11 protein-coding genes and 2 pseudogenes are annotated in these 14810 nt (G+C 35.2%); 2 read left to right on the top strand and 11 right to left on the bottom strand.

Annotation, left to right across the window (positions count from 1 at the left end; translation table 11 throughout):
• Window positions 1-406: 406 nt before the first annotated feature.
• Genes GO685_RS00490 through rseP form a run of 5 tightly spaced genes read right to left on the bottom strand, consistent with a single transcriptional unit; the run spans window position 407 to window position 8135 of the window.
• Complete coding sequence (locus tag GO685_RS00490; protein WP_175937087.1) at window positions 407-3583, bottom strand: WPE palindromic element domain-containing protein; 3177 nt, start codon at window positions 3581-3583, stop codon at window positions 407-409.
• A gap of 45 nt (window positions 3584-3628) precedes the next feature.
• The gene (gene fabZ, locus GO685_RS00485; RefSeq protein WP_175937085.1) at window positions 3629-4069 is read right to left on the bottom strand and encodes a 3-hydroxyacyl-ACP dehydratase FabZ; all 441 of its coding nucleotides are present in this window, start codon (window positions 4067-4069) and stop codon (window positions 3629-3631) included.
• Between the two features lie 18 nt (window positions 4070-4087).
• Entirely contained in the window at window positions 4088-4663 is a 576-nt protein-coding gene (locus tag GO685_RS00480) for an OmpH family outer membrane protein (RefSeq protein WP_175937084.1), read from the bottom strand.
• A complete protein-coding gene (gene bamA / locus GO685_RS00475; protein ID WP_175937083.1) occupies window positions 4664-7003 on the bottom strand; it encodes an outer membrane protein assembly factor BamA in 2340 nt (779 codons plus the stop codon). It abuts the gene before it with no gap.
• Window positions 7004-7010: 7 nt separating this feature from the next.
• Window positions 7011-8135, bottom strand: a complete 1125-nt coding sequence (gene rseP, locus GO685_RS00470) for an RIP metalloprotease RseP (protein WP_175937086.1) — start codon at window positions 8133-8135, stop codon at window positions 7011-7013.
• A 98-nt stretch (window positions 8136-8233) separates the two neighbouring features.
• Between rseP and GO685_RS00465 the strand changes: the two genes are divergently transcribed.
• The gene (locus GO685_RS00465) at window positions 8234-8509 is read left to right on the top strand and encodes a succinate dehydrogenase assembly factor 2 (RefSeq protein WP_175937082.1); all 276 of its coding nucleotides are present in this window, start codon (window positions 8234-8236) and stop codon (window positions 8507-8509) included.
• Here the strand turns inward: GO685_RS00465 and GO685_RS00460 are convergent.
• The 6 genes and pseudogenes from GO685_RS00460 to GO685_RS00435 all read right to left on the bottom strand — a co-directional run bounded on the left by GO685_RS00460 (window position 8487) and on the right by GO685_RS00435 (window position 13489).
• Window positions 8487-8804: a cell division protein ZapA gene (locus tag GO685_RS00460; protein WP_175937081.1), complete on the bottom strand. Its 318-nt coding sequence runs from the start codon at window positions 8802-8804 to the stop codon at window positions 8487-8489. The genes GO685_RS00465 and GO685_RS00460 overlap by 23 nt on opposite strands.
• A 70-nt stretch (window positions 8805-8874) precedes the next feature.
• The gene (locus GO685_RS00455; RefSeq protein WP_175937080.1) at window positions 8875-9153 is read right to left on the bottom strand and encodes an HU family DNA-binding protein; all 279 of its coding nucleotides are present in this window, start codon (window positions 9151-9153) and stop codon (window positions 8875-8877) included.
• Window positions 9154-9175: 22 nt separating this feature from the next.
• On the bottom strand, window positions 9176-10828 hold the full coding sequence (locus GO685_RS00450) for a 30S ribosomal protein S1 (RefSeq protein WP_175937079.1): 1653 nt from the start codon (window positions 10826-10828) through the stop codon (window positions 9176-9178).
• A gap of 427 nt (window positions 10829-11255) precedes the next feature.
• Window positions 11256-11888, bottom strand: a pseudogene (locus GO685_RS00445) (cell division protein FtsQ/DivIB); the annotation flags it as partial.
• Window positions 11869-12885 carry a D-alanine--D-alanine ligase gene (locus tag GO685_RS00440; RefSeq protein WP_175937077.1) on the bottom strand — a complete coding sequence of 339 codons (1017 nt, stop codon included), beginning with the start codon at window positions 12883-12885 and terminating at the stop codon, window positions 11869-11871. The gene GO685_RS00440 and the pseudogene GO685_RS00445, both read right to left, overlap by 20 nt.
• A gap of 229 nt (window positions 12886-13114) precedes the next feature.
• The gene (locus GO685_RS00435; protein WP_175937076.1) at window positions 13115-13489 is read right to left on the bottom strand and encodes a ferredoxin family protein; all 375 of its coding nucleotides are present in this window, start codon (window positions 13487-13489) and stop codon (window positions 13115-13117) included.
• A 61-nt stretch (window positions 13490-13550) separates the two neighbouring features.
• Between GO685_RS00435 and dprA the strand changes: the two are divergent.
• Window positions 13551-14635, top strand: a pseudogene (dprA, locus tag GO685_RS05780) (DNA-processing protein DprA).
• Window positions 14636-14810 lie beyond the last annotated feature (175 nt).

Raw genomic sequence — 14810 nt, 5'->3', positions numbered from 1 at the left:
AAAAAGACATGCAGTGCACATAGTGCGAAAAATTAAACAATAGTACGCCAAATACAAGTTTTCTTGTCATTTTAACCTGTAAAGATTGGGAGGTGAAACAAATAGCTACCTCGGGGTTTTATTGTCTTTTTCCTCTGTCTGGTAAATTTCTTAAATATTATAGCTTAGACTAGTTGCGTTTAAAAGCAGCTAAATTGCAGCGTTTAAGACATAAAAACGCCAATACTAAAAATCAATATCGACTAGGGTTTCTTTTGCTTTTTTTCTACTCAGTGGATTTCTTAAACATGAAGGTTACACCAACTTTCGTTATCAAACAAGATACATAATAAATTCGCTAAATCTCTCATCGTAGGGAAACTTTTCAATTTGTCCTATTACCATTGGGATTTGGTATAAGATAGACCTAACAAACTTCAGTAGGGTGTCCAGTTGGGCCCATCAGAACTATTTGTTCATCTTCTTTGAAGTACTTACACAAATTAGTGGAACCACCGGTTTCAAGCACAATAGTGGAAATAACTCCTTTTTTTTTGTCTACTTCAGTGCCAGTTACGGCTACACCTTCCGTAGCAAGGCTTGTAGCTTTTTTGCTGTTAGTTTCAAAACTTTGCAATCTAAAGAATTGCCCGGGCTTGAAATTTTTTGCAGCAAGTGGTGCTTTGATCACTATTTCTACTACTTTGTCGGTTAAATATTGAACTTTTATGACTTTTGCAGTGAACTGTTCTTTGATCTTATTGAAGAATTCCTCACTTGCCAGGTGTTCAACGCTTGACCAAGCATTCTTTTTCTGGATTCCAGTATCAGCTACTTGGATGACAGAAGGAGATATTGAGGTAGCAGGAAAAAATTCAGTCTGGTAACATGGTATCATCCAAGTAGCTGACACTGGGATCTGGCTTTCATTATGCAGCCATCTAGTGTACTCATTTGAAATTAAGTTTTCTGGATCCCAGTGTCTGGCTACTCGGATGACACCCTTTTTGGTAAAAGTTACTCTTATATTACAACATTCACACAGTTGTGAGCATGACGCTGAAACCTGAGTTGGGGCAGCATTAACTCCTCTCAAAAGCTGGGAAATGATAGGGTAGCCGTTTTTAGCACTTGCCATAGCTTTCACGACACTGCCGCTGTATGAGGGATGAAGATCACCGAAGAAACTAATTGCTTTACTGCCTTGCTTATACACTAATATTCTATCTTTATTTTGCATCTTAGGAGAGAATATTGGATCTACTTCTTCCCCTGATGAGCTCAGGTGAGCGAAATATCCATTGCTTAATTTAAAATGCTTTCTATCTTCCGTTGCAATGACTGTATTTGGCTCAGTACCCACTGCTATAAGAACAGAACGGGCTTTTATACACTTGATTTCGCCCGACTTTGTGTCTATCAGTTTTATCGATTCAGCATGGTTATACTTATCCGTCACAATTTCAACTGGCTCTAGGTTTTCGATAAAGTAAATCCCTTCTGACAGTGCGTTTTGCACCTCCTCGCTATTTAGTCGGTAACTTGGCGAACTTTTTAGCTCTTTTCTATATACAACTTTCACTCCCCCTAAACTCTGCATTAACTCCAATATTTTTGCTTCTCTGTTCTCTTTTTTCGCTAATTCTTTCTCTTTTTGGATCGACTGTGCGTGCAATATAAACTCATTCGCAATTTCACGTTCTTCTTCTGTCCAATCTTTTTCAACGTAGTCTTTCCCATATTTACCAACCAATGTCTCGTAGCGAAGAAGAAATTTTTCTACTTGAATCGGATAATACGCTAAAGCTTCAGTGGCAGTATCAATTGCAGTAAGTCCCGCACCTATGACAACTATTGGCATGCGAATTTGCAGATTTACTATAGAGCCAGATTTAAGAGCACCACTGAGTTGTAATGACATTAGAAAATCAGATGCCATGCGCACCCCACGAGCTAACATATTTTTTATTTTGACTATTCGTGGCTTACCAGAGCCAAGTGCTAGAGCTATGTGGTCGAAACCCAAACCGAACGCATCACTAACAGTTACTGTGCCACCAAAGCGAATGCCTCCATAAAACGCAAAATTTTTGCGTCTTTCTAGTAATAATCTAATAATCTTTAAGTAATTCTTGTTCCACCGAGAAGTAATGCCATATTCTGCTACTCCACCAAACCCACCGGCTGTACGCTTACTCAATTTTTCATGCTTGAAATCTCTGATCGGCTGAAAATTATCAATCAAAGGTTCTATCTTTAATCCATCGATGGCGATAACATTATGTCCATCATTCAACAGATGATGAGCTAAATTAAAACCAGCAGGACCAAGGCCTACAACCAGAACATTTTTTCCAGTGTTTTTTTTCAGCAACGGCCGCTGAAAATTTAAAGGATTCCAACGACTAAGCAGAGAATATATTTCAAATCCGTATGGCAAACTGAGCACGTCGTCCAAAACTCTTGTTTCAACCATTGGCACATTCACAGGCTCTTGTTTTTGATATATGCAAGAATTCATGCAATCATTGCATATTCTGTGTCCGGTAGCTGCACATAATGGATTATCTATCATCACAATTGCAAGGCTGGCTATGCTGTACCCTTCGCTTTTTACCAGATCCATTTCTGATATTTTCTGCTCTAGTGGGCAGCCGTACAGTTCAACTTTAAGTGGAGATTTTTTAAAAATCTCGCTTGGTTGACAAAATGTGGCGCTAGAATCTGCGTATTCTTTCTGGGCCACAGTGTCAACCACTCGGATAACAGATGGCTGTAACCCCTTTGAGCAACTGTCCTTATTTTGCTTATGACAAAATATGCAGTGGTGAGCATTATCTAATGCTTTATCTAAGCTCACCTTTTCACTTGTTACGTCAAAACCATATCGTCTTTTTACTTCGTTTGAATACAGAACTTCAACTCCGCCTACTTCTTTTTTAGAGAATGATACGAGGTTTTCATGATCGATTTTTTTATGAGTACTAAAAAGTATACTCTGTTTATTTTTCACTCTCCACGCTGCATACTGTGCTGCAAGTTCTATTTCCTCTTTGTGATGCTCTTTATCCTCAAACCAACACATCACTTGCTCGGCGAAATTTTTTTCCGTTGTTGGTAAAGTAAGAAAATGACTTAATCTGCTAGTGGCACAATCAATGTCTATGTTTGCTATGTCAGCGTATTTCTTCAATGCATAGCGTTGAACAAATAATCTTTTGCATTTATATATTACAGCAAAGTCGTTGTGCTTTTTCTTTAGCTCTTCTGTTTCTTTTTCAATGTTGAAAAGCTTTGCGATGAATTCATCAAGTAAGTACGAAAGGTCTATAATCAATTGGCTATCTGTCATTTGATGGGCTAACATTTGTTGTTTTCTGGGTCCCAGTGTCAAGCACTGGGATGAAATGGAACGATACTGGGATGACATGTGGTGACACTGAGATGACGTCGAAGCAGAAGCTGTTTTTTCTCTTGCTTCAATCAATGAGCAAAATAAACTTTCATCATATGATTTGGCGTAATCTAAAAATGTCTCATCTAGTTTTATTAATCCATTGCGAATATATAGATCGGGAAATGAGATGTTAAAATTTAGCTGCATTGCTATATTATACAATGCATACATTGCTTTTTACAGATGAAAATTTTATTTGTTTTGCAACATGGCTAAAATTGTTGCTTCTGTAACCTTCTCTTCATCTACATATGCAACACACTCAAACTTGCATGCACTCAAACTTGCATTTTTGATGTTAGACTGAAGAACTAGGGTGTCTCCTGGAGTGACTGGCTTTCTGAATTTTGCATTTTCAACGGACATAAAGTAAACAACTTTATTTCCCATTGTACTTTGACTTTCTTTACCAAGAACACATATTGCAGATGCCTGAGCTAGAGATTCAATTATTAAAACTCCTGGCATTATCGGATGGCCGGGAAAATGGCCAATAAAAAACGGTTCATTGAAAGTCACATTTTTGATTGCCTTTATACTCTTACCTGGATCACATTCTATTACTCTATCTACTAAGAGAAACGGATAAGAGTGTGGTAATATTTTTATAATATCGCTGATATTAAGTTGCATAATATCCTTAAAGTAAGCCTAATTGACGTCTTTCAAAGCGAATTCTGGTATTTCTTTATTTATGTTTTTTAATATTGCATCTGATAAATCAACTTTATCTAAGTCAGCTTCATCCATAGAGTATAAAACCTGATTTTTCTTTGAAATAAATAGTACCAAGTCTATGTTGTTTTTTTCTGCAGTTTCTCTAGCAACTTCTTTTATCTTGTTAAAAATACTATCTACTGCGTCTCTGTAACTTTTTTCTAGGTATAACATTTTTTTAGCGTAACTATCTCTAGCACTTAGAGCGTGCTTGTCAAATTGCTCTGTTCTTTCCTTTTTTGCTTCTTCTGATAGAAGTTCAAATTCCTCTTTTGAAGGCTTGAATTTTTCTAGCTCACTTTCAAACTCTTGCTGCATCCCAGAACTTTGTTCTTTTATCTGCTGTTGTATGTTTTGTAGAGCAAGAGACTCACTGATCACTTTGTCGCTATCAATAATCGCAACTTTTATGTTAAGTGCGCCCCAAGATTGATGTTTTATAACCTTATAACCCACAAACAAGGAAATAACTAAGACAATAACTGATATAAATAATTGTATGTATTTCATTTAAATCCCTACTTCAATAGAAAACTTAACATTCGATGATGGTATTATATCATAAGGTTCCTTAACTAAAGGAAAGCCAAAGTCTAATCTAAACCTACCACCAAAAGGAGAAGGCATCGAAAAACCAAAACCTGGTGACACTCTTACAAGCTTACTGTCGTTGTATGGTTCTTTTTCTTTGTGTTTCTCATCTTTATTGTCTAAACCAAAAAGCGTTGCATAGTCAACAAAGAATGAGCCTTTGACGCCAATATAATCGTATAATTTCGGTAATGGAAAATCCACTTGTTGTGTTAAGTTAAAATAAGTCTTACCTCCTAATGAGCTTTTATCTTTTGCTCTTGGTCCAATGCCAGAGAGGTCAAACCCTCTAATTTCATTACCTCCTTTAAAAAAGTGCTGGCCAATATTTAGCGGTTCATCGGTATAAGAAAAAATATGACCTGCTGCCATTTTAAAGCGTAGTATTGTATCATCATCAATCTTACTCAATATAGGATGTGTATAAAAAGACAAAAATTCAGATTTGAGGAAATTTACGTTTCCTCCCAGTCCTGAAACGTCCTGGCTTAAGCGCAATAAATAACCATCTCTTGGGGCATATAGGTTATCTAATTTATTATACGCTAATGTGTATCCTACTGATGAAATGTGATATTCACCTTCTCGGTCACGTATTATTTCGGGGATACCACCGCCTTTTCCACCCTTATTATCCAAGTGTATATGGTTATACTTATAAGAATAGCGGAGGGAATTGGTTAAGTTCTCTGTGACTTTATGTGATAATTTTGTAAAAAATCCCATGTCACAGCTATCAAAAATAGTGTTTGGCTTATCTTGTTTTTCATAGAATACGCCTACACCTAATGATGTATCGGAATCATTAAAATTATTTTCAACGACTTCTAAACCAGTCGAAAATACATATCGACTTCTCTCAATGGCAAAGGAGAGTTCTTTTCCGCTACCAAATAAATTACGGTCTTTAAAATCAGTTTTAAAAAATGCTCCGCCAGGAAAAGACACCCCCCCTCCTAAATATAACGAGGTAGTGTTTTTTTCTTTAACATTTAAGTTAAAATTCACCACATTATCATTAATTGCATAACTATTTATTTTTACTGCCTCAAAAAAATCACTGCCAATCAATTTTCTACGCGATTTTTGAATCTCAGATGTGTTGTACGCGTCACCTTCTGCTACACTGAGCTTACTTCTGATTACCTTGTCTAAAGTACGGCCGTTACCGTCAATTGTAATTTGATTTATGTAAATCTTTTTACCTGGCAGCACCCTGTAAGTTACATCTACAACATTGCCACGCTGTGCGTATTCTGGATTAACTTTTGCAAATATATATCCTCTCTCGTTTAAATACTTGTTTATTTTTTCTACCGTATTATTAATTTTAACCTTATCAAATACTTTGTTACCTTCCTCAGTTATTAGTTCTAATATCTCTTCTTTGAGGTTTGGGTCCTGAATTTTGGCTTCAACATCAATTTTATTGCTTCCAAACAAATATTGCTCTCCTTCATCAATCAAAAAAGTTAACACCACTTGATTGTTATTATCAATTTCAGCAATTGGCTGAATACTATTGTTGATATACCCCTTGGACGAATAGAAGCGATCAAGCAACTCTTCATTGATTAACAAGTACTGTGGTGAGTAATGATTTCCACCTTTAAAAATAGCTCTGAATAACTTATTAAATACATCATTACTTTGCATTTCAATAGCTTGCTCTAGCTCATTTTCCGAAAAGTTTTTATTGCCTATAAATCTTATGTCCTTAATTCTAGATGTTTTTCCCTCTTTTATTTTAAAGACTAAATTAACCCTGTTACCATCAAGCTTATTCAGCTCATATTCAATTTTAGCACCGATCTTACCGTTGTTTCTATAAGTTGTGATTAAATTCAGTAAGTCATTTTGTAATTTTGTTTCAGCAAAAATAGTCAAGGGTTTTGATTGAATCACGTTATTTAACAGTTCTTTGCTTTGAAATAGCTTATTACCTTTTAATATTACCTTGTTAATTAGCGGATTTTCTTGAACTTTTATTACCAAGTTTTTTTCATCATCGATGTAAGTGTTAACATTAGTAAATAACTTTGTTTTGTATAAAACCTTTATAATTGAATCTATGTCATCGTTGTTTACATAACTGCTAGGTTCTAATTTTGTATAGAACCTTATTGTTTGACTGCTGATTCGCTCATTACCAACGTATTTAATATCCTTTATCTGCGTTTTTTTCCCGGTTTCTAAAGCAACAAGTAGTGTAGGAACAGAGATAAAAATTACTATTAATATATAAAACAGTTTCTTCATATTTATCTTAAAAAAGATGTCTGATATCATTTGAGATCGCAATTACCATTAGCAAAAACAATACAGTAGCACCAAAAGTAGCAGCATATTTTTGGCATTTTAAACTCAAGTCTCTGCGTATAACTCCTTCTATAATGTAGAAGAATAAATGTCCGCCATCCAATGGTAAAATTGGCAGTAAATTAATCGCAGCTAAAGTAGATGAAAGGATTGCTATGAAATATAAAACCATAGTAAACCCCTGTTTAGCTGATTGTCCTGAATATTTTGCAATTTTTATTGGTCCACCTACTTCATTTATACTTCTCTTACCAACGATAATTTGAAAGAGAGCTTTGATTGTTAAGCTCATAGCGTGGTAAGTTTCACTTACTGATAGGTTCATAGCTCCAAGAAAGGATGACTGCTTTAGCCCTGTTATATCAACTGAAGTAACTCCTATGGTTTCTCTTTCTATCAGGTTACCAAAAGCGTCTTTGTCCTTGATTGTTAATGGAGTTAAACTAGTCCTGTGTTTCTCATTGTTTCTGCTATACTCAATCTCCATTCTTGTTTTAGGATTCGATGTTATCACACGTGAAATGTCTTCAAAATATTCTATTTTATATTCATTGATCTGTGTAATAATGTCACCTGGCAATAAACCAGCTTGCTCTGCTGGTTTACCTTCAATTACACTTCCAATCACTGGTAGAGTGCGATAATAGCCTACTGTACTAAAGAATATTGTAAAAGCTATAACAGCAAGTACCATGTTTGCAAATGGTCCTGCAAAAACTATTGCTGCTTTTTTATATCGCGGTTTTGTATGAAGTGAATATAACTTTTCTTCTTCAGTTAATTTTTGTTGATCAGCTGGAACGCTTGCTGCATTGCTGTCTCCTAGCATTTTAACATAACCGCCCAGTGGAACAGCACTTAACTTCCATCTAGTTCCAGACTTATCATGAAAACCAAAGATTTCAGGACCAAAGCCTATAGAAAAAGACTCAACTTTAACTTTGCATGCTTTGGCGATAATATAGTGCCCGTATTCATGCACAAATACTACAACAGAGATGATTAAGGCAAATGACAAAAGATTATATGCTCCATTACCAAGCTGATGGACAAGATTAGAAATTAATTCCACCTGTATTTTAGATATTAACAAAATTTCAAGTATATTAAAACGCGCCTCGCTTGACAAGTGTTTAATTTAACCTTTAAATTAAAGAAAGTTTAGTAACAGTGACAGATACCTCTTTATTAAGAAAAAAACTGATGTATAGAAGCTGGCATAGAGGGTGCAAAGAAACCGATATGCTTTTAGGGTATTTTGCACTGAAGTACCTTAATAAATTTTCCCTAAATGAACTAATTGAGTATGAAAAGATAGTTGATCTTGATGATTGTGAATTATATTGTTATGTAACTCGCAAAGCAAACCTTCCTTCCAACTTAGATAGTAAGATAATGGATTTGATTACTTGCTTCATTGAAGCTAATCCTTTATGCACTCAATAATTTTATTTACTCTACTTAACACTTTAGTGTATTCCGTTCTTTTCTCGTTTCTATACTTTTCACACTCTTGATTCATTTCGTCCAATTTTTTTGTTAATTCTAAAACTTTATCCTCAAGAGTTAGTGCTGCAAGTAGGAAATTTAGTGCGTCCGAGCCCTTACCTCCAGTTTTTTGAGATATAGAGCTAACTAGCTTGTTAAAATTATTAGCAAGATACAATAAATGATCCTTTTTTCCACTTTCACAAGATATTTTGTATGTACTGTTACGTATAACTATTTCTACTACTTGCATATAATGCTAAAAACTTTTATTGTATAACGTTAATTTACCCCCACTTTCATCTTATTTACTGTATAAACTTTTATTCATTTATTAAATAGGATAATTTTTTACTGCTACGAAAATATGTTTTAAAGTATTGATTTTTTACAAACTTCTGTGACATAAAGTGACTTGTCTCTTTCAAGTTATAACTCCTAATTGAAAAGGAGCCAAATCCCCTGATTTCAATTCTATTATGACGCTTCAATGTACTCGAAAGTATCTCAAAAAATCTGTTGACTATAGCTGCTATAACCATTTTGTCTAGGAAAGGATGCTTCTCTGCCACCTTTGTTATGATGTTAGATTTCGTTGCCATTTACACGAAGCTAAAATTACAATCATTTAGCAGATAATATTATATTATATTCTTCGACGCTCAATACTTCAACTTCTATCCTTTCTGACATAGAAAACTTTTTATTTTCCGGTAGATGCTCTTGATCTATTAAGAGAGTTACATCATTTTCAACTTCAACAACTAGTCCACCATCTTCTCTCTTACCTACGGTAACCTGCATTTTGTCTCCTACCTTGACTTTCTTTATCAGTTCTATAAGTGGATCATACTCTATTTGCTTTATGCCAAGGTGAATTCTTGTTCGATTCACGTTAGCCCTTATTACTTTTGCCTCTATCGCATCGCCCACATTATACTTTCTTGCCTCATCTGAGCCATTTTTAGACCAACTTAGATCTTGCATATAAATTGTCCCTTCAACATTTTCGTCTATTTCACGATCATCAAAAGTAACAGATATATATGAGCCAGCATTATTTTTAACTTTACCAGAGACAATGGAGCCAGGAGGGTATTTATTGACAAATACTTGCCAAGGGTTATCTACACACCTTTTCATACTCAAACTCATTCTGTTTTTAGTAGTATCGATACTGAGAATTTTAACAGACACTTCTTGCCCCCTAGTTACAAGACTACTAACTGGTAGATTGCTCTTAACCCAAGTGATTTCTGATGAGTGAACTAAACCTTCGATTCCAGGCTGAAGTTCAACAAATAACCCATAATCTTCTATGCTTGTTATATGCCCTTTATGAACGCTGTCAATCGGATACTTTGACTCTACATCTTGCCAAGGGTTATCTTCTAGCTGCTTTATGCCTAGGGAAACTTTTGCATTTTCCTTATCTATTTTTATAATTTTGACCTTTATGTTCTGGCCACAAGCAAAAACTGCAGATGGGTGACTTATCCTACTCCAAGAGATATCTGTGATATGTAGCAATCCATCTATAACTCCTACTGCATCTGACTCATGAATGCCAACGAATACACCATAATGAGTAATACTTTTTATTTTTCCTTCTATTATATCACCCTCATTTAAAGACTCTAAAAACTTGGTTTTTTCACCAGCATGCAATTTTTCTAATACTAACTTCCTTGATACTACGATGTTACCCTGTTTCTTATCCATTTTAAGCACGATAAACTTTTGCTCAGTTTCAATAAGGTGCTTGGCATCTTTTACTTGCTTCAGATCAACATGACTCAGCGGCAAAAAGGCACTTATTCCGCCGCCAAGATCAACAATAAAGCCGCATTTAATTGAGCGTTTGATAACTCCACTGACTTCAACTCTTGTAACTGCATCTTCTTCTAGTGTATGCCATTTTTCGTCCCTAATTGCTTTTTCACGGCTAAGAACTACATTACCATGATAGTCTTCAATTCTCTCTACATAAACTCTAATTTTAGAACCAACAACAATCTCATCGTTGCAACCAAGCTCCTTGATTGGAATTCTTCCATCAGACTTTAAGCCAACGTCGACCACGATATCATTGGGATTTACTCGTGTAATAACACCTTCTACTACGTCTCCTTCCTTAATTTTATTAATAAAAGAATCTTCAAATAAAATGTTACTTTGATCTTCAAATTGGCCTTGGTATATATCTTCTACGAACTTGTTTGACGATAGTTTTCTGATACTAATTGGTAGATTTGCCGTTGGATCATTATTATTCATGCAATGTGTCCTTCAATTTAAACTTTATTAGAAATAATACATTATATAGTATTAACAATTAGTTACAAGCAGTTTTTTGTGTTAACTCACTAATAGATCTCTCGCATAGCAAACCAGCTTTGGCATATGCGAAAAAACTACTTGACAACCTTCGCCGTTACCCTTATAATGATACTGAAGCTATTTGTTTAACTTCCCAATCTGTACAGGTAAAATGACAAGAAAACTTGTATTTGGCGTACTATTGTTTAATTTTTCGCACTATGTGCACTGCATGTCTTTTTAAAACTTCTGATTTTCAAGCTGAAACGCGCTTATAAGTCGTTTAAGACAGTATAGAACGTCAAATAGACAAGGGAGAATTTGAATACTAGCTGCCTTAGGGTTTTTTGCCTTTTTTTCCGCTCAGTAAAATTCTTAACGTTTGCAGTTTTACTGTAGAAACGTTATCAAGTATGATGTTCCATCTTCTATTTCCTACATAAACACAAGAAGAAATGTATCCACTCAATTGAGTTTTGCTCCCTAATATGTCTTTAACAAATTTTAGGTTCGATAACGAGTTTTGTCCTGTGATTACAACAAGATTATCTACCGGATAGTCGTCTGTAATCACTTTACCTTCGGAATCAATTACTGAAGTCTTGTTGCCATCTTTCCAGAGAGCAAATGGGTTATGTTCATCTATGTTAATATGTAAGGTGTTGGGCAAAGTTCTATAAATTCTTACGTGTTTTATCCATTTGCTTACGGACTGTATGCTATCAGCAAGTCTTGAAAGTGATACATACATAATCGGTTGCGTTTTATCTACCAAACCTAGAATGTCCTTTTCGTTTGTAAATTTATTGCCAGTTACAACTACTTCATCGATTGAAAATCCACTGCTGAGTAATAGCTTGGATAAACAGTCATTGCACCAAGTGAGGTAATAATTAAATCGACTTGTGATTTTATCAAGCGAGCTATAGAGCACTAGTGTAAGAAAGAGTGCTATTATAATAACCAAAGCACACTTACGCAGAAAACTCCTTTGGCTTCTAGTAACATTGCTCAGCATTTACTTGGTCTCTAATACTTTTGTGTTGCAAACTATCTTCAACGATAATTTTAACTAATTCATTAAAATCAATGCCTTTTGTCAATTTTGCAATTTCTGGCACTAACGATAATTCAGTAAAGCCAGGGTGTGTATTGATCTCAAGCATTTTTAGAGCATTATCCTTAGGGTTGTAACGAAAATCTGAGCGAGAAATAGTTTTACATCCTAAAAATCGATGAACTTTCAATGCATATTCCAAGGTCATTTTATATACATCGTCAGGAATTTCAGCAGGAAATATATGCTCTGCAAGCCCATCTGTATATTTTGCCTCATAATCATAGAATTTCTTTTTTGGTCGTATTTTCATAGTGCCAATTGCCTCATCTAACAATACAGCGGTATGTAACTCTACACCAGGTATGTACTCTTCTATGATCATCAAGTCTCTTGAATAGTCTTTTGTCATCCAAGTAGCTGACACTGGGATCCATTTTTCTTTTTCCTGGTTACGCGCTGGAATGACATCGAGCATGTTTCTCAGTTTTAAATAATCATCACGCGAGAAAATTATGTGTACTCCAATGCTTGAGCCTTCATTGGTCGGTTTTAAGACGTACGGATATTCAATTTTAATGTTGTTTTTTAGTATATCTTCTTGACTAATTATGTAACCTTTTGGGATGTCAATATCGAGCGACTGGAATATATGCTTGGACATTGCTTTATCCATAGCAATAGCTGAAGCCATGACTCCGGAGTGTGTGTATTTTATACCTAAAATTTCCAATAAACCTTGAATACAACCATCTTCGCCATAAGGTCCATGCAAAGCAATAAAAGCAAGATCAGGATTAATTTTTTTAAGCTTTTCAACAATGTTGCTGTCAACATCTATTTTTATTGTATTATACGAAAGGTTGTCGAGCGCCTTTTTTACCGCTTTTCCGCTCATCAGTGATATTTCCCTTTCACAAGAGAATCCACCACTTAAAATTGCTATAGTTGGAATCATTGGCGCTCTATGTTTTACTATATAGCATACATAAAAGATGCTCTTATCTTCAATAGAAACCTACTGCTATATCTAAAGTAATTTAGATTTACCGGTGATTTGACAAATCTCCGTTCTACTACGCTTTAACGGATTAGTTGGTGTTGAATAATATTAAAAACCAAACAGCACAACCACTACCAGCAATCAAGAACAACAACCGTGAGGGTTTCCTTTTCCTTCAGTAGCATTATTCTAGATTTTCGCCAAAATAAGCTGCTTTGTCTTTTTTTTCTTTATACTCTTCTGCTCCATCCAGAGGTTGTTTTTTAGCTGTAATATTTGGCCACTTTTGCGAGTATTCTACATTTATGTTGTAAAATGATTTGAAAGTTTTTTGTTCACTGCTCAGTAACTCTTCATCTGGTTCTAAAATACCCTTTATGGAATCGTCAGTTACAATTGCATCTACTGGACATTCGGGTATGCACACTCCGCAATCAATACATTCATCCGGATTAATTACGAGCATATTTTTGCCTTCATAGAAGCAGTCAACAGGACACACTTCTACACAATCTGTATATTTACATTTTATGCATTTATCTGTAACAAAATGCGTCATAAAACACTGTATATTTATATTATCTTGGGTACACTAGATTAATAAGAAATTCAAGCTCTTTATGCAGATAAATAAATTGAGCAATGAAGAATTAGAGATATGGTTGAGCCTGGCTAGAGCTTTAGGACCAACAAAGTTTTCTAGCGTGATAAGAGCGTGTGGATCACTGGATGAAGCGTTAAAATATCTCGATGGGCTCACTAAAATCAAAAGGTATATAGCATTCAAGATGCACGAAAAGAGATCAATAATGCAAGGGAAATTGGAGCCAAAATCATACCTGAATGTGATCCAGATTACCCTAACATTTTAAAAAATATACCGGGTTGTCCTTCCGTAATAACTGCACTTGGTGATGTGTCGTTATTAAGTCGTGAGATAATTGCAATAATCGGTGGTCGTAATTCTTCAGTGAATGGAAGAAATTTTGCCAGTAAGTTAGCACTTGATTTAAGCGAAGCAGGGTTCATTGTTGTTTCTGGGCTTGCAAGAGGGATCGACACTGCAGCGAACAGCGTAATATACAAAAGTCACCCTACCATTGCTGTTACAGCGAGTGGAATTGATGTAGTGTACCCAAGAAAAAATTCTGATCTATACAAGAAAATCACTGAAGATGGTGGGCTAGTAATTACTGAGCTTCCATTTTCGACTAAACCAAAGCCTCAGTATTTTCCTCAAAGGAATCGAATTATATCTGGCTTGTCACTCGGTGTGACAGTGATTGAAGCATCGAAAAGTTCCGGTTCTTTAATAACAGCAAATTTTGCTTTCGATCAAGGAAGAGAGGTATTTGCAGTTTCTGGTTTTCCTTTGGATTTACGCTCTAGCGGTAGCAATTATTTAATTAAGAACGGTGCTAAACTTATCGAATCCGCTGACGATATAATAGAGGGTATTAGGTTTAGTTTACCTCCTCGGCAAAAGAGCCTATTTGATGTTGAGCACGTTAATCAGAAACAGGAAAAATTGCAACAAGCAAAGTCCGTTATAGTGAATCATATCAACTCTGTACCCATTGATATAGATGAACTTATCTTAACAAGTGGACCGTCCACAAACCTGGCTTTAATGGCTCTTTTAGAACTGGAGCTGGAAAGTAAAATAGAGCGATCACCAGGGAATAAGGTGTCAATAGTTTTTTAAGTTGTTTGTGCTATACCAGACAAATCAATAGTTAATTGAAACTGTAAGCAAAATGATAGATATAACAGAATTCGAAAGACTAGGCTCTGTGAAAAAAGTTTATCATGAGAAAATAAGGAAAGATGTAGCAAAAACTGGTAGTTTAACTTAGCTACAAATAGAGAAACTACCAAAT

This window comes from Wolbachia endosymbiont of Madathamugadia hiepei, assembly GCF_013366855.1.
Taxonomy (GTDB): domain Bacteria; phylum Pseudomonadota; class Alphaproteobacteria; order Rickettsiales; family Anaplasmataceae; genus Wolbachia.
The sequence above is the reverse complement of the archived record's forward strand: the minus strand, read 5'-3'. Positions and strand labels throughout refer to the sequence as shown.

Coding starts and splice junctions, on each gene's coding strand:
- GO685_RS00490 (WP_175937087.1), bottom strand. CDS start 3,583: ATGCAGCTAAATTTTAACATCTCATTTCCCGATCTATATATTCGCAAT.
- fabZ (WP_175937085.1), bottom strand. CDS start 4,069: ATGCAACTTAATATCAGCGATATTATAAAAATATTACCACACTCTTAT.
- GO685_RS00480 (WP_175937084.1), bottom strand. CDS start 4,663: ATGAAATACATACAATTATTTATATCAGTTATTGTCTTAGTTATTTCC.
- bamA (WP_175937083.1), bottom strand. CDS start 7,003: ATGAAGAAACTGTTTTATATATTAATAGTAATTTTTATCTCTGTTCCT.
- GO685_RS00460 (WP_175937081.1), bottom strand. CDS start 8,804: ATGCAAGTAGTAGAAATAGTTATACGTAACAGTACATACAAAATATCT.
- GO685_RS00455 (WP_175937080.1), bottom strand. CDS start 9,153: ATGGCAACGAAATCTAACATCATAACAAAGGTGGCAGAGAAGCATCCT.
- GO685_RS00450 (WP_175937079.1), bottom strand. CDS start 10,828: ATGAATAATAATGATCCAACGGCAAATCTACCAATTAGTATCAGAAAA.
- GO685_RS00440 (WP_175937077.1), bottom strand. CDS start 12,885: ATGATTCCAACTATAGCAATTTTAAGTGGTGGATTCTCTTGTGAAAGG.
- GO685_RS00435 (WP_175937076.1), bottom strand. CDS start 13,489: ATGACGCATTTTGTTACAGATAAATGCATAAAATGTAAATATACAGAT.